Here is a 14376-nt window from a genome sequence, read left to right as displayed (position 1 = left end):
TATGGCGACCCGTTCGAACGTCCCCGCGAGCGCCGCTGTCGTCATCGGCGTCGCGGTTCTCGCCTCGTTCGTCTCCTTCCTCGACGGCACGATCGTCAACGTGGCCCTGCCCGCCATCGCACGTGAGCTCGGCGGCGGCTTGGCGACGCAGCAGTGGGTGGTGGATGCCTACCTCGTCACGCTCGGGGCCTTCATCCTGGTCGCCGGGTCCCTCAGCGACGCGTTCGGTCGGGTGCGGATCCTGCGCATCGGGCTCGGGATCTTCGGCGCGTCCTCGCTCGCCCTCGCCTTCGTGCCCAGCGCCGGCTGGCTCATCGCGCTCAGAGCCGTGCAGGGCGTCGGGGGCGCGCTGCTCGTGCCGAGCTCGCTCGCTCTGCTGACGGCGCGCTTCGAGGGCGCCGAGCGCTCGCGCGCGATCGGGATCTGGACCGGCGCCACCACCGTCGCCACCCTCATCGGCCCCCTCGCCGGCGGCCTGCTCGTCGACCTCCTCACGTGGCGCTGGGTGTTCGCGGTGACCGTTCTGCCCGTCCTGCCCACTCTCCTGCTCCTCACCCGCATCCCGGAACTGCGCACGCCCGGTGCGCGGATCGATGCTCTGGGGGCTGTGCTCAGCACGGCCGGTCTGGGAGCTGTGGTCTTCGCCCTCATCGAGCAGCCGCGTTTGGGCGCGGGCTCACCCTGGGTGTGGGCGGGCGCGATCGGCGGCCTGCTTCTGCTGGCGGGATTCATCTGGCGGCAGCGTGTCGCCCCGTCCCCCGTCATGCCGCTGTCGTTGTTCCGCGCCCGCAACTTCTGGGCCGGCAACCTCACGACGTTCTTCGTCTACGCGGGCCTTTCACTCAATGGGCTCGTGCTCACCGTCTACCTCCAGCAGACGGCGGGACTCTCGGCGACCGTCGCCGGACTCGCGTCCCTGCCTCCGACGCTCCTGATGATCGCGTTCAGCTCCCGCGCGGGAGCGTGGGCCGGCAGGCTCGGCCCACGCTGGTTCATGACGTTCGGGCCCGCCGTCATGGCCGCCGGTTCTCTGCTCCTGTTGACGGTCGGTGAGCCTTTCGACTACCTCACACAGGTACTGCCCGGAATGGTGCTCTTCGGGATCGGCCTGACGCTGACCGTCGCGCCTCTCACGGCCGCCGTGCTGGGCTCGGTGACCTCCGAACGCTCGGGCATCGCCTCGGCGGTCAATAACGCGGTCGCCCGGGTGGCAGGACTGCTCGCCGTTGCGGCGATCGGGGTGCTGGTCGGCGACGCGCTGGATCTGGCGGGGCTCCACACCGCGATGGTCTTCGTCGCCGTGCTGATGACGCTCGGTGCCGTCGCGTCCGCGCTCGGGATCCGAGGCGGCACCGACTCGGCTACGCGCCGAGCATCCGACGCACGCGCGTGACGTCGTCGTTCATCTGGGCGATCAGCGCATCGATCCCCTCGAACGCCACCATGCCGCGCACCCGCTGCACGAACTGCACATCGACCTCGTGGCCGTAGAGATCGATCCCCTGCTCGTCGAGCACGTGCGCCTCCACCTGACGCGTCGGCACGTCGTCGAAGGTCGGGTTCGTGCCTACGGAGATCGCAGCCGGGTAGCGCGTCCCCGAACGTAGCCCGGTGGCCTCATCCACGAGCCATCCGGCGTACACGCCGTCTGCGGGGACGAAACCCTCGAGCGACGGGCTGAGGTTCGCGGTCGGGAAACCCAGCTCGCGCCCCCGCTTGAGCCCGTGCACGACCTCACCGCGGACGGATGCCGGGCGCCCGAGCAGTTTCGCAGCACCCTCCACATCGCCTTCGGCGAGCAACTCCCGGACCCACGTGGACGACACCCGGCGACCGCCGTCGATCGCGCTCACGTCGTCGACCACGCCGACGCTGAAACCGAACTCCTCGCCGAGTCGTTCGAGCGTCTCAGGGTCGCCCGCTCCCCCACGGCCGAAGCGGAAGTCATTTCCGACGAGAACGGCACAGGTGTCGAGAGGCTCCACGAGCATGCCGCGAACGAAGTCCCGGGGCTCGAGCTCTGCCAGCGCAGCGTCGAAGGTCAGCACCATCGCGGCGTCGATGCCGGTTTCGGCGAGCAGCCGCAGCTTCTGCGTGACGCCCACGAGATTCTCTGGGCACCGATCCGGGCGCAACAGGGCGAGCGGGTTGCGGTCGAAGGTGACGGCGACGACCTTCGCGCCGCGAGCCGCCGCCTCCACCTTGGCGCGCTCGAGGAGCACGCGATGCCCCGCATGCACCCCGTCGAACTTGCCGATCGCGACGACGGACGGGCCGAAGCCCGCGGAAACCTCCTGGGGTCCGTGGAAGACGATCACCAGACGGACCTTTCGATGCGTGCGGGAGCGGGAGCGGCCTGCACGTGGCCGGGTCGGTGGGTGAACAGCCACCAGACGCCGACGAAGGGAAGGATCAGCGGCACGAAGACGTAACCGGATCCGAACCAGCTCCACACGGTCTCCTCCGGGAACAGATCGTGCCGGAACAGGCTGACGGAGCCGACCACCAGCACCCCGACCATCTCGAAGACGATGGCGACCCAGGCGACGGCGTACCAGAAGCGCGAGTGAGAGAAGATGAGCGCCGCCGTCGCGAGGATGTAGACCCCCGCGGAGATCGCGGACAGGGTGAACGCCAGCGGCGCTGCGTCGAAGCGCTCGACGATCTGCACGAGCGATCGGCCCGTCGCAGCGAGGGCCAGCACGGCGTACACCGCGACCAGCACGCGGCCGAGGCCGGTGATGCGGGGACGGTTCGCAGGTGCCATGACCTCACAATCCTAGATCGAGGCGCGCAGCGCCCGGCTCAGGCGCCGATGCCGCTCCAGATCACCTGCATCCGCCAGACCATGACCGCCACGGACCCTGCCGCCACGCCCATCACGACCGTGCTCCAGCGGCTGCGCTCGAGCAGAGCCCAGAAGACGCCGGCCGGAGGAATCAGCGCCGCGGAGACCAGATACACCCAGAACTCGAGCGCGCTTCCGGAGATGGGATTGCCCGTGAGCGGCGACACGATCGCCACGACGATCTGAGCGATCAGCAGCAGCTCGACGAGAGCGAGCGCTCCGACGCTCAGATCGCTCGGGCGCCGCCCGGCCAGCCCGAGGATGATGCACACGAGCGCCGCCACTGCAGCGACGGCGACCTGCACGAGCGCGAACCAGAGGATCACGGCTGTTCCTCCGGCATGTTCATCGCACTCTTGAGGTCGGCGCCTCGACGCTCCAGCACACCGATCAGGGTGCCGCCCGGGCCGATCGCGGCAGCCGGAGTCGCCGACACTCTCGATGCGGCACCGGGCAGGCGCTTGCCGTGACGCAGATCGCGTGCCTCGTCGTCGCCGACGGTGAGGGTGGGCAGCGCGAGGGCTGCGGCGTCCGCGGGCGGCAGCAGCGCGTCGGCGGCGATGTGCTCGAGGTCGACCGCGCCGGAGAGATCGAACGAGCCGATGCGGGTGCGTCGCAGTGCCGTGAGGTGTCCACCGACGCTGAGGGCTGCTCCGAGATCCCGCGCCAAGGCGCGGATGTACGTGCCGCTGGAGCAGTCGACCACCGCATCCAGCTCGATCGCCTGCTCGCGGCGTCGGATGGCGAGCACCTCGAAACGCGAGACGGTCACGGCGCGCGCTGCCAGCACCACGTCCTCGCCCGCTCGAGCCAGGTCGTATGCACGCTTGCCCGCGACCTTGATCGCCGACACCGTGCTCGGCACCTGCTCGATGTCTCCCGTCAGCTCGTCGACGCCGGCGCGGATCTCCTCGTCCGTCACGGCGGCGAGCCTGGCCGCATCCGCACGCTCCACGAGCGTGCCGTCGGCGTCATCGGTGTCCGTGCTCGCACCGAGCACGATGGTGGTCTCGTAGGTCTTATCGAGCCCGACGATGTACGTCAGCAGCCGGGTCGCGCCGCCGACGCCGAGAACGAGCAGGCCGGTCGCCATCGGATCGAGCGTGCCGGCGTGGCCCACCTTGCGGGTGTTCAGCGCGCGACGGGTGCGCGAAACGACGTCATGGCTCGTGAGCCCGCCCGGCTTGTCGACCAAGAGCACGCCGGTGGGTGCGACTTCCCCGGCCATCAGCAGAAGTCCCGGAAGACGCGGGCGGGATGCGTCGGGTCGGTGTTGTCGACGATGACGTTCGCGCGGCCGCGAGGGTCTCCGTCCTGGAGATAGAGCTCGAAGCCGCCGCGGTAGCGTGCGTTCGAGTCTGCGAGAGGGTCGGGGTCGCTGCCGTCGCGTTCGGCCATGCGATCGAATGCGACGTCGAGGGGCACATCGAGCCACACCGACCAGTTCCATACATCGCGAAGCTCCGGGCGGAGAAGGAAGAGCCCGTCGACCACGAGAACCGCGTCGGCGGGCGCGACGTCGGCCGCGACCTCGACGGCACGGTCCTCTTCGAGATCGTGCACGGCCGTCACGAAGCCGGCGCCGGCGCGGAAGGGCCGCAGCAGCCGCTCGAGCAGCGCGTCGTTGTCATAGGAGTCTCGATAATGGCCCTCCGCGGATGCCCGGCCGCGAGCGTAGCGCTCGGCGCGTGGACGGTGGAAGTCGTCCGCCGATGCGCGGAACACGCTCGAGCCGTCTTCGCGCAGGACATCCGCGAGCGCATCGGCGAACAGGGTCTTCCCCGCGCCGTCCCGACCGTCCACCGCGACCAGCAGCCGGCCCCCACGATGGTGCTGGCGCAGCTCCGTACGCAGCTCGCGGAGCAGCGTTTCCTGTTCTGGCGAGATCGGTGGGCGCATGTCTCAAGCCTAGGCTGGAGGGATGCCGGATCTCGCCCCCGCGCTCGTCGCCTGGTACCGCGACAACGCGCGCGATCTTCCCTGGCGCGCACCCGGATTCGGGGCCTGGGGAGTCCTGGTCAGCGAGTTCATGCTCCAGCAGACCCCCGTGAACCGCGTGATCCCCCACCTCGATGCCTGGCTCGCGCTGTGGCCGACTCCCGCAGCCCTCGCGGCAGCCGCCCCCGCCGACGCCGTACGCCAGTGGGCGAATCTCGGCTACCCGCGCCGCGCGCTGTGGCTCCACCGTGCGGCGGTCGAGATCCGGGATCGGCATGACGGCGTCGTGCCGCGACAGGTCGATCAGCTGCTCGCCCTCACCGGAATCGGCGACTACACCGCGCGCGCCGTCGCGGTCTTCGCGTACGGCGACCACCATCCCGTCGTCGACACCAACACCCGCCGCGTCATCGCCCGCGCGATCGACGGCCAGGCGCAGCCGGGCCCGCCGTCTCGACGCGACCTCGCGGCGATGGACGCGCTCCTCCCGGCGGATGCGGCCACCGCCGCCACCGTCAATGCCGCCGCCATGGAACTCGGCGCACTGGTCTGCACGGCACGAAGCCCGCATTGCACCGAGTGCCCGCTGCGCGAGATCTGCGCGTGGCGACGCGCGGGCTACCCGGACACCGGTGACACACGCCGTCGGCAGGCGCGGTACGAGGGCAGCGACCGGCAGGCGCGAGGGGCCGTGCTCAAGCAGTTGCGCGAGGCATCCGGTCATTCGGTCGCCATCGAGATCGTCGCCGCGCACTGGCCCGATGCCCTGCAGCGCGATCGCGCCATCGATTCCCTCGTTGCGGACGGGCTCGCGGAAGCCGTCGACGGCGAACTCCGGCTGCCGCGCTGAGAGGTTCGTGGCCTGATAATCCCGGTCCGCGGGCCGATGCATCCCTCCGGGCGCGCGTACGGTGCGAGATGTGGAGACGCTGATCGTCTACGAGTCGCTCTGGGGCAACACCCGCCAGGTGGCGGAGGAGATCGCCCGCGGCGCCCGGGAGGGCTCCGACGCGCTCACACTCTGCGCGGTCGCGGACGCTCCGTCATCGCTCAGGGCATCCGTGGGGCTGCTCATCATCGGCGCTCCGACCCACGCGTTCACGCTGCCGACCCCGTCGAGCCGCGCGGAGGCGCGCGCCCACGGCGCCGCGGTCGCGCATGCACCGGGAGTTCGAGAATGGCTTGCAACGCTTGAAGTCGAGGCCGCGCCCCCGCGCGTCGCCGCCTTCGACACTCGTCAGGGGCGATCGTTCATGGTCGGCTCGGCTGCGAAGTCGATAGCGCGAGCGGCGAAGCGCCGTTCGCTCGTCGTCTCGGATTCCGCTGACTTCGTGGTGACATCGCGCGAAGGCCCGCTCGAGCAGGGAGAGCTCGAACGGGCCTTCGCGTGGGGACGCGCGTTGACGGCGTCCCGGTGAGGAGTCAGTCCTCGTCGTCCTCGCGGGAGACGTAGGGGTCGGCGTCACCGGCGTACTGGGCCGAAGCCGCCAGTCCTGCCACAGCGGTGTCGCGCTCGCGCGCCTCGCGCAGCAGGTCTTCGATGTGGCCGGCGTTCTCGGGAACACCGTCGGGGATGAACTCGAGCGTGGGCGTCAGTCGCACGCCGAGCTTGCGGCCTACCTCACTGCGCAACATGCCTGTCGCTGCAGTCAGAGCCGCTGCGGAATCGAGACGTTCCTGCTCGGTACCGAGCACCGTGTAGAACACCGACGCGTGCTGCAAGTCGCCCGTCACGCGCACATCCGTGATCGTCACGAAGCCGAGGCGCGGGTCGCGCAGCCCCTTCTCGAGCCGCTCGGCGATGAGCACGCGGATGCGGTCGGCGAGCCTCGCCTGCCGTTCACTGGCCATGTCCTTCTTCTCCCTATCTCAGTCCGCTGAAGGCGGACTCGAAACTGCGGAGGACTCGGATGTCCGTCCGAGGCAATCGGGGTAGGGGCCCCGCTCTTGCCGAGGACGGACATCCGAGTCCGTAGCAACCAGAGGATCAGCCGCGCGGCTTCTCCACCATCTCGGTCGTCTCGATCTCGTCGCCGACCTGGATGTCGTTGTACTTGCCGAGGCCGATACCGGCTTCGTAGTCCGTGCGCACCTCGGTGACGTCGTCCTTGAAGCGGCGCAGCGACTCGATCGCCAGACCGTCGGCGATGACGACGCCGTCGCGGATGACGCGGGCCTTCGCGTTGCGGGTGATGGTTCCCGAGCGCACGATGACACCGGCGATGTTGCCGAACTTCGAGGAGCGGAACACCTCGCGGATCTCGGCGACACCCGACTGGACCTCTTCGTACTCCGGCTTGAGCAGGCCCTTGAGGGACTGTTCGACGTCATCGATCGCGTTGTAGATGACGGAGTAGAAGCGGACGTCGACGCCCTCGCGCGCGGCGCGCTCGCGGGCCTTCGTGTCGGGCCGGACGTTGAAGCCGATGACGATCGCGTTGTCGATCGTCGCCAGGTTGATGTCCGACTCGGTGATGGCACCCACACCACGGTGGATGATGCGCAGCTGCACGGAGTCGTCGACCTCGATCTTGAGCAGCGACTCCTCCAGCGCTTCGACGGCACCGGACACGTCACCCTTGATGATGAGGTTGAGCGACTCGACCTTGCCCTCTTCGAGAGCACGGGTGAAGTCCTCGAGCGAGATGCGCTTGCGAGCCTTGGCCAGCTGCGCGTTGCGCTCGGCGGCCTCGCGCTTCTCGGCGATCTGGCGGGCCAGACGGTCCTCTTCGGTGACGATGAAGACGTCGCCGGCGCGAGGGACGGAGTTCAGACCCTGCACCTGCACCGGGCGAGAAGGCCAGGCCTCCTCCACCGGGTCGCCGTTCTCGTCGATCATCGCGCGGACGCGGCCGTAGGCCGTTCCTGCGACGATCGCGTCACCGACACGGAGCGTTCCGGACTGGATGAGCACGGTCGCCACCGATCCGCGGCCCTTGTCGAGCTTCGCTTCGATCGCGACACCGCGCGCGGCCTTGTTCGGGTTCGCCGTGAGGTCGAGGCCGGCATCCGCGGTCAGCAGGACGGCGTCCAGAAGCTCCTGGATGTTGGTCCCCTGGCGAGCCGAGACGTCGACGAACATCACGTCGCCGCCGTACTCCTCGGCGACCAGACCGTACTCGGTGAGCTGCTGACGGACCTTCGCCGGGTTGGCGTCGGGCTTGTCGACCTTGTTGACGGCGACGACGATCGGCACCTGAGCGGCCTGCGCGTGGTTGAGCGCCTCCACCGTCTGCGGCATGATGCCGTCGTCGGCGGCGACCACGAGGATCGCGATGTCGGTCACCTGCGCACCACGAGCACGCATGGCGGTGAACGCCTCGTGACCCGGGGTGTCGATGAAGGTGATCGCGCGCTCGATGCCCTCGTGCTCGGTCCACACCTGGTACGCACCGATGTGCTGGGTGATGCCACCGGCCTCACCCGCCACGACGTTCGTCTGGCGGATCGCGTCGAGCAGTCGGGTCTTACCGTGGTCGACGTGACCCATGACGGTCACCACCGGAGGACGGATCTCGAGGTCGTCCTCGCTCTCCGCCTCGAGCTCGGCCTCGAGATCGAGACCGAAGCCCTCGAGGAGCTCCTTGTCCTCGTCCTCGGGCGAGACCATCTGGATCTTGTAGCCCAGCTCCTCGCCGAGCACCTCGAAGGTGGCCTCGTCGAGCGACTCGGTCGCCGTGGCCATCTCACCCAGGTTGAACAGGATGGTCACGAGCGTTCCGGGCTGCACGGTGTACCCGCGCAGCGCCTCGAGCTTGTCCGCGAAGTCGGCGATGGAGGCACCGCGGCGCAGGCGAATGATCTCGCCGTTGCCCTTCTGGACGTTGACGCCGCCGACGACCGGCGCCGACCGCATCTCGAATTCTTGCCGCTTCGCCCGACGCGACTTGCGCTGACGCGACTTGCCGCCGCCCTTACCGAAGGCACCGGCGGTGCCACCGCCGGGACCGCGGCCGCGGCCACCGCCACCACCCGGCCGGCCGGCGAAGCCGCCACCCGCGGGAGCACCGGGACGCTGGAAGCCGCCGGCACCGCCGGGACGGCCGGGACCGCCGGGACGCTGCTGGAACGGAGCACCGGGACGACCGCCACCACCGGGACGACCCGCACCACCCGGACGCGGAGCGCCGGGGCGAGGGGCGCCGGGGCGCGGAGCCTGGGGACGCGGGATGTTGCCGGGAGAGGGGCGCTGGCCCATGCCCTGCGCGCTCGCGAACGGGTTGTTGCCCGGGCGGGGGCCGGCCGGACGCTGGCCCATGCCCTGCGCGCTCGCGAAGGGGTTGTTGCCGGGACGGGGAGCGCCGCCGGGACGCGGCGGCGTCGCACCGCCGGGCTTGGGAGCCGCGCCGGGCTTGGGAGCGCCGGGGGTCGCCGCAGCGGGCGTTGCGCCCGAAGCGGGTGCGGCGGGGGCTGCCGGAGCGGATGCGGCGGGAGCCGCGGGGGCTGCCGGTGCCGGCGCAGATGTCTCGGGCGCCGCCGCAGCAGCGGGGGCTGCGGGGGCCGGAGCCTGCGGGCGGGGGGCCGCGGGGCGAGCGGGCCCAGGGCGGGCTCCGCCGGTCGGCTTGGGTGCAGCGGCGGGCGCCGCGACGCCGTCTGCCTCGAGGGCAGCACGGAGCTTACGAGCCACCGGGGGCTCGATGGTGGATGAGGGGCTCTTGACGAACTCGCCGAGCTCCTTCAGCTTCGCAAGCGCGACCTTGCTGTCGACGCCGAGCTCGGAAGCGATCTCGTGCACGCGTGGTTTTGCCACAATTCTCCTGTCTTGGGGGCCTACCCAGGACAGGGCAGACCGTTAGTCGCGGACGGGTCTCATTTCGAGCCGTTCACTTTGTGTCCATAGCCGTTCAGCCGTTTCTCGATGGTCTGCGTGTCAAGCGGGCCTGACACACGCAATGCCCGCACGAACGCACGGCGCCTCAGGGCGGCATCCATGCATTCGGGCGTCTCGTGGACCCACGCGCCTCTGCCCGGCAACGCCCCGCGCTCGTCGATGACGAGCGCGGAATCCGCGCAGACCACCCGCAGGAGGTCTTTTCGGGGAGCACGCGTGCGACATCCGACGCACGTTCGTACGGGTTCCATCTTACACCTGTCGACCGAGGGGGTCAGGGACGCGTCAGCTCTCCAGAATGCTGTCGGGCTGGATGTCGATCTTCGCGCCGGTGAGCTTCGCGGCGAGCCGGGCGTTCTGGCCCTCCTTACCGATCGCCAGCGAGAGCTGGTAGTCGGGAACGAGCGCGCGGACAGCCTTGGTGCTCTGATCCAGCACGAACGCGGACGTCACCTTGGCGGGTGAGAGGGCGTGGGCGACGAAGGTCGCGAGATCGGCGTTGTAGTCGACGATGTCGATCTTCTCGCCGTTCAGCTCCTCGGTGACAGCGCGCACACGCCGGCCGAGCTCACCGATGCACGCGCCCTTCGCGTTGATGGAAGGGTCGTCGGTGCGCACGGCCATCTTCGTGCGGTGACCGGCCTCGCGCGCGAGCGCGACGATCTCGACGACGCCCGCCGCGATCTCGGGCACCTCGAGGGCGAAGAGTTTGCGCACCAGACCGGGGTGCGTGCGCGACACCGTGATCGCCGGCCCCTTCGTCCCCTTCGCGACGCTGGTCACGTAGACGCGGATGCGGGAACCGTGGCGGTACTCCTCGCCGGGCACCTGCTCCTCGGGCGGCAGGATCGCCTCGACGGTGCCGAGGTCGACGTGGACCATGCGAGGGTTGGGGCCCTGCTGGATGACGCCGGCGACGATGTCGCCTTCCTTGCCGCGGAACTCTCCCAGCACGGCGTCGTCGGCGATGTCGCGCAGGCGCTGGTTGATGACCTGCTTGGCGGCGAAGGCGGCGATACGACCGAAGTCCTCCGGGGTGCTCTCCTCTTCGCCGACGATGACGCCCTCTTCGTCGCGTACGGGGACGAAGACTCCGACATGGCCCGTCTTGCGGTCGAGGTGCGAACGTGCCCCCTCGGGCAGTTCGCCGGTCGGTGAGGTGTGCTTCGCGTAGGCGGTCAGGATCGCCTGCTCGATGATGGCGACGAGTTCGTCGAAGGGGATCTCCCTCTCGCGCTCGACGGTACGCAGCAGTCCGAGATCGATATCCACGGTGACCTCCTATATTCAGCTCTTCGCGGCGGACGACGCCGCCGCATCCCCCCTACGTTACCCGATCCGGGCTCATCCGCCGCAGTCGTCGAAGACGCTCTCAGGCACCACTTCGGCGCGCAGCGAGTTGGTCCAGCGCACGAGCGAGGTCAGCATTCCCGAACGGGGCTGCAGGATGTCCTGATGCCCACGACCTGCCACGGGTACCGCACGCACGCGCTCTCCCGCATCGCACAGCCTCGCCACGAGGTCGCGCTGCGTCTTCGTCGGCAGGACCTCGTCGTTGGTTCCCCAGGCGATGAACAAAGGAGTCCCCCAGGGCCCCGTCGGAACGTTCTCCGCCAGACGGCGCCCGAGCGCGCCGCTGGTCAGCTCGGCGGTGTCGAACGGAGTGTCCTCACTGAGTCCCAGCGCCGTCAGCGCCGAGACCATGACACCTGGCTCGCTCAGGCACCGCTGCGTCATCTCCCGGATGAAGGAGCGCGCCCCTGTCGTCACGTAGTCCTCGAGCCGCACATCCGAGTACGTGTCGGCGTACGGGACGATGACCCAGGAGACGAGCACCGTCAGCATCGCGCCCGCGTCGCCCGACGTGAGCTCGCTCGCGAGAGCGGCGGGGTCCGCGGCGGGAGCGAACGCCGCCGTTCCGAGCACGTCGATGCCCGGCGTGTATTCCGGAGCGAGCATGGTGGTCCACAGCGCCGCGTGGCCGCCCTGCGAGTGCCCCCACACCACCGTCTCGGGAGACAGCACGAGATCCTCGATCTCCCCCGCGGCCAGGACCGCATCCAGCGCAGAGCGCGCCTCGCCCGTGCCGATCAGGTAAGGGAAATCGCCGGGTGCACCCTGGCCGCTGTAGTCGGGCGCAACCACGACCCACCCGCGGGCCAGCATGCGCTCGAGGGCGGGGATCGCCCACTTCGTCGCCGTGCCGTCGGCGAGGCTCGGGGCACAACCGCGCGCCACGCCCGTCGTGCCGTGATTCCACAGCAGCACCGGCCGAGGGCCGGGTGGCGCATCGTCGGGAATGATCACCATCCCGCTTCCGACCGCCGGCGCCCCGGTGGACGATCGCGTCGTGTAGAGGATGCGCTGCACCACGCCCCGATCGGGTTCCCGCCCGCCGTACTCGCCAACGCGGATGAGCTGCCCGTGCCCCTCGGGGACGTGCGCGGGGGGATCGTAGAAGGCGTCGACGACGGGGGCACCCTCGCGGAGCCAGTCGTTCAGACCGAAGCCGCCCACCGTGCTGGCCACGAGCACGAGCGACAGGGCATAGCGGCCCGTCGCGCGGATGATCCGACGTCTCCGCGACGGGGCCGCCCGCACCCGGGCCTCGGCCTGCGCACGGCCTTTCCTCGTACGGACGCCCCGGGCGATCAGCCCGATGCCGAACACGATGGTGCGCACACCGAAGACCACTGCCACCACGAGGAGGGTCACGTCCGGCCACGTCAGCGAGAGCACGCCGAACGCGACCTGCGCACCGCCCCACACGGCCGAGAGCACGCGGACGCTGACCACGCCCCGTGCCAGCGCGTCGCCGACGGACGCTAGGCCGCCGACGACGAGAAGGACGGCGAGGGTCGGTGGCAGCAGTTCGATACTGCGACCAAGCCAGACGAGGATCACGAGCCCGCCCGCGATCCACATGAGCGCGATCAACCGCGTCCACCAGGTCGGGCCCGCGCGCCGGGATACGAGTTCGAGCACGCCGGAGACGACGACGCTCAGCCCGACGTACAGCCCGAGGAGCACGAGGGAGGCGAGCGGGCGGATGACGATGAGCAGGCCCAGCACCACCACGACGACGCCGATGAGCAGCACGACCCGCGCCGGGGCCGCATCCAGCAGACCCGGCAGAGCGCTGACCCGCAGTCGGCGGCGCAGCGGAACGTGTTCGGGCATCGGGACATTGTAGGCGCGGGCCTCCCCCAGACCCGCATGCTTCGCAACCCCTCGGCGCTCGGCGCGCGAGATCGTATCCTGCGGCGATGAGCACCCCGAGGAATGCCGCCCGACGCCTGGAGAGCGATCCGCGACTGCGCACGCTCGCGAAGGCGGGCTACGCGGCGACAGGACTCGTTCACGTGATGCTGGGTGCTCTCGTGCTCGCCGTCGCGTTCGGCGGCGACGGCGATGCCGACCAGTCCGGCGCATTCCGAGCCCTCGCGGGCACGCCGGCGGGGCTCGTCACGCTCTGGGCGGTGGCGCTCGCGCTGCTGGCGCTGGCGCTGTGGCACGCGGTGGCAGCGTTTGCGGGTGCAGGCGAGAAGAGCACGGGGAGCCGAAGACTCTCGGAGGCAGGGCAGGCCCTCGCATTCGCCGTCCTCGGCGTCATTGCGATCGTGGTCGCCGTCGGCGGCCGATCCGATGGAGACGAGAGCGTCAAGGAGACGAGCAGCGGACTCCTCTCGATCCCGGGCGGGCCGTTCATCCTCGGCGCGGTGGGGGTCGGGGTCCTCGTTGCGGGCATCGCGTTCGGCGTGATCGGCGGCAGGCGAAGCTTCCGGAAGAAGCTCTCGGTACCGGGCGGAGGAATGGGGACACTGGTGGTGACGCTCGGCGTCGTCGGCTACGTGGCAAAGGGAGTCTCGCTCGCGACGGTCGGCGTGCTGCTGGGCGTCGCCGCCATCCGCGTCGATCCGCGGGAGGCGGGTGGTCTGGACGGCGCGGTCCGTGCTCTGCTCGAGCTGCCCGCGGGTCCGCTGATCGCGATCGCTGTGGGCGGCGGACTCATCGCCTACGGCCTGTTCTGCCTGTTCCGCGCGCGGTACGCCCGCCTCTGAGGCGCTCTGGGGGCGACCGCCGTGTTGCCGTGGCCCGCGCAGGAACGGCAAGCTGGCACGATACCCGTCGACCAAGGAGCGATATGACGTCCTCCCCCGCCCTCCGCGGCTACCCGTTCCAACCGGCCGATCCCGGCCTCATCGGGTTGCTCGGCTTCGTGATCGCCACACTGACCGCGCAGCTCGCGCATCTCGGGCTACAGGACGAGAACCCGGTGTTCTGGGTCGGGGCCGCCTTCGGCGGCGTCGTGCAGGTGACGGCCGGAATGCTGTCGTACTTCATCGGCGACGATTTCCACTTCATCGTCTACAACGCCTTCGGCTGGTACTGGATCGTCGTCCCCGGCTTCCTGCTCGGCGAGGAGCTCGGCTTCTTCGAGGTGACCGCGCAGGCGCGCGGGCTCTTCTCGCTGATCTTCGCCGTCCTGGCGGTTCTGTTCGCCGTGCCCGGAGCGCTGCACAACAGGGTGCTCCCTGTCACGCTGATCTGCGTCGCCGGCGGACTCGGCCTGCAGTCGGCAGGAGCCTTCACCGGCGCGCCGGTCCTGGGCTCCGTCGGGTCGGTGCTGCTGCTGGCCGCATCCGCGCTGGCGCTGTACATGCTCGTCGAGAAGTTCCTGTGGCGCACGATGCACCGCCACCTGCTGCCGCTCGGCCGGCCGTGGCTGCGGGGAGAGCCGGAGTCGGAGAGCTGAGAC

General features: G+C 70.1%; 15 protein-coding genes. 5 read left to right on the top strand and 10 right to left on the bottom strand.

The window, feature by feature from the left end; translation table 11 throughout:
• The first annotated feature begins 1 nt into the window (after position 1).
• Positions 2-1393, top strand: coding sequence for an MFS transporter (locus PQV94_RS05095; RefSeq protein WP_274287707.1), 1392 nt, complete (start codon positions 2-4; stop codon positions 1391-1393).
• Here PQV94_RS05095 and PQV94_RS05090 read toward each other — a convergent pair.
• The 5 genes from PQV94_RS05090 to PQV94_RS05070 are packed head-to-tail and all read right to left on the bottom strand — an operon-like array spanning position 1362 to position 4747.
• The gene (locus PQV94_RS05090) at positions 1362-2318 is read right to left on the bottom strand and encodes a bifunctional riboflavin kinase/FAD synthetase (protein ID WP_274287706.1); all 957 of its coding nucleotides are present in this window, start codon (positions 2316-2318) and stop codon (positions 1362-1364) included. The two genes, PQV94_RS05095 and PQV94_RS05090, sit on opposite strands and share 32 nt — an antisense overlap.
• Complete coding sequence (locus tag PQV94_RS05085) at positions 2315-2767, bottom strand: hypothetical protein (RefSeq protein WP_274287705.1); 453 nt, start codon at positions 2765-2767, stop codon at positions 2315-2317. The genes PQV94_RS05090 and PQV94_RS05085 overlap by 4 nt, the downstream gene beginning before the upstream one ends.
• Positions 2768-2805: 38 nt before the next feature.
• Complete coding sequence (locus tag PQV94_RS05080) at positions 2806-3174, bottom strand: hypothetical protein (protein ID WP_274287704.1); 369 nt, start codon at positions 3172-3174, stop codon at positions 2806-2808.
• Positions 3171-4076, bottom strand: a complete 906-nt coding sequence (truB, locus tag PQV94_RS05075) for a tRNA pseudouridine(55) synthase TruB (protein WP_274287703.1) — start codon at positions 4074-4076, stop codon at positions 3171-3173. Before truB ends, PQV94_RS05080 begins: the two co-directional genes overlap by 4 nt.
• Positions 4076-4747 carry a uridine kinase gene (locus tag PQV94_RS05070; RefSeq protein WP_274287702.1) on the bottom strand — a complete coding sequence of 224 codons (672 nt, stop codon included), beginning with the start codon at positions 4745-4747 and terminating at the stop codon, positions 4076-4078. Before PQV94_RS05070 ends, truB begins: the two co-directional genes overlap by 1 nt.
• A 22-nt stretch (positions 4748-4769) precedes the next feature.
• Between PQV94_RS05070 and PQV94_RS05065 the strand changes: the two genes are divergently transcribed.
• Both PQV94_RS05065 and PQV94_RS05060 read left to right on the top strand, forming a co-directional pair.
• A complete protein-coding gene (locus PQV94_RS05065; protein ID WP_274287701.1) occupies positions 4770-5636 on the top strand; it encodes an A/G-specific adenine glycosylase in 867 nt (288 codons plus the stop codon).
• A 70-nt stretch (positions 5637-5706) separates the two neighbouring features.
• Positions 5707-6204 (top strand): flavodoxin family protein, encoded by a 498-nt coding sequence (locus PQV94_RS05060; protein ID WP_274287700.1) that lies wholly within the window; start codon positions 5707-5709, stop codon positions 6202-6204.
• Positions 6205-6208: 4 nt separating this feature from the next.
• Here the strand turns inward: PQV94_RS05060 and rbfA are convergent, their stop codons facing one another.
• The 5 genes from rbfA to PQV94_RS05035 all read right to left on the bottom strand — a co-directional run bounded on the left by rbfA (position 6209) and on the right by PQV94_RS05035 (position 12797).
• Positions 6209-6637, bottom strand: coding sequence for a 30S ribosome-binding factor RbfA (gene rbfA, locus PQV94_RS05055; protein ID WP_274287699.1), 429 nt, complete (start codon positions 6635-6637; stop codon positions 6209-6211).
• Positions 6638-6773: 136 nt separating this feature from the next.
• A complete protein-coding gene (gene infB / locus PQV94_RS05050) occupies positions 6774-9536 on the bottom strand; it encodes a translation initiation factor IF-2 (RefSeq protein WP_274287698.1) in 2763 nt (920 codons plus the stop codon).
• A 59-nt stretch (positions 9537-9595) separates the two neighbouring features.
• Entirely contained in the window at positions 9596-9868 is a 273-nt protein-coding gene (locus PQV94_RS05045) for a YlxR family protein (protein WP_274287697.1), read from the bottom strand.
• 34 nt (positions 9869-9902) lie between these two features.
• A complete protein-coding gene (gene nusA / locus PQV94_RS05040; RefSeq protein ID WP_274287696.1) occupies positions 9903-10889 on the bottom strand; it encodes a transcription termination factor NusA in 987 nt (328 codons plus the stop codon).
• Positions 10890-10961: 72 nt separating this feature from the next.
• Complete coding sequence (locus PQV94_RS05035; protein ID WP_274287695.1) at positions 10962-12797, bottom strand: lipase family protein; 1836 nt, start codon at positions 12795-12797, stop codon at positions 10962-10964.
• An 86-nt stretch (positions 12798-12883) separates the two neighbouring features.
• Between PQV94_RS05035 and PQV94_RS05030 the strand changes: the two genes are divergently transcribed.
• Together PQV94_RS05030 and PQV94_RS05025 are read left to right on the top strand one after the other, a co-directional pair.
• On the top strand, positions 12884-13678 hold the full coding sequence (locus tag PQV94_RS05030; RefSeq protein ID WP_274287694.1) for a DUF1206 domain-containing protein: 795 nt from the start codon (positions 12884-12886) through the stop codon (positions 13676-13678).
• A gap of 83 nt (positions 13679-13761) precedes the next feature.
• Positions 13762-14373 carry an acetate uptake transporter family protein gene (locus tag PQV94_RS05025; protein WP_274287693.1) on the top strand — a complete coding sequence of 204 codons (612 nt, stop codon included), beginning with the start codon at positions 13762-13764 and terminating at the stop codon, positions 14371-14373.
• Positions 14374-14376: the final 3 nt, after the last annotated feature.

The sequence above is a fragment of the Microbacterium sp. Clip185 genome (genome assembly GCF_028743715.1).
Taxonomy (GTDB): Bacteria; Actinomycetota; Actinomycetes; order Actinomycetales; family Microbacteriaceae; genus Microbacterium.
The sequence above is the reverse complement of the archived record's forward strand: the minus strand, read 5'-3'. Positions and strand labels throughout refer to the sequence as shown.

What these genes read in the sequence shown, in the direction of transcription:
- PQV94_RS05085 (WP_274287705.1), bottom strand. Translation starts at nt 2,767, where the DNA reads ATGGCACCTGCGAACCGTCCCCGCATCACCGGCCTCGGCCGCGTGCTG.
- PQV94_RS05070 (WP_274287702.1), bottom strand. Translation starts at nt 4,747, where the DNA reads ATGCGCCCACCGATCTCGCCAGAACAGGAAACGCTGCTCCGCGAGCTG.
- PQV94_RS05045 (WP_274287697.1), bottom strand. Translation starts at nt 9,868, where the DNA reads ATGGAACCCGTACGAACGTGCGTCGGATGTCGCACGCGTGCTCCCCGA.
- PQV94_RS05065 (WP_274287701.1), top strand. Translation starts at nt 4,770, where the DNA reads ATGCCGGATCTCGCCCCCGCGCTCGTCGCCTGGTACCGCGACAACGCG.
- PQV94_RS05095 (WP_274287707.1), top strand. Translation starts at nt 2, where the DNA reads ATGGCGACCCGTTCGAACGTCCCCGCGAGCGCCGCTGTCGTCATCGGC.
- rbfA (WP_274287699.1), bottom strand. Translation starts at nt 6,637, where the DNA reads ATGGCCAGTGAACGGCAGGCGAGGCTCGCCGACCGCATCCGCGTGCTC.
- PQV94_RS05030 (WP_274287694.1), top strand. Translation starts at nt 12,884, where the DNA reads ATGAGCACCCCGAGGAATGCCGCCCGACGCCTGGAGAGCGATCCGCGA.
- PQV94_RS05025 (WP_274287693.1), top strand. Translation starts at nt 13,762, where the DNA reads ATGACGTCCTCCCCCGCCCTCCGCGGCTACCCGTTCCAACCGGCCGAT.
- PQV94_RS05035 (WP_274287695.1), bottom strand. Translation starts at nt 12,797, where the DNA reads ATGCCCGAACACGTTCCGCTGCGCCGCCGACTGCGGGTCAGCGCTCTG.
- truB (WP_274287703.1), bottom strand. Translation starts at nt 4,076, where the DNA reads ATGGCCGGGGAAGTCGCACCCACCGGCGTGCTCTTGGTCGACAAGCCG.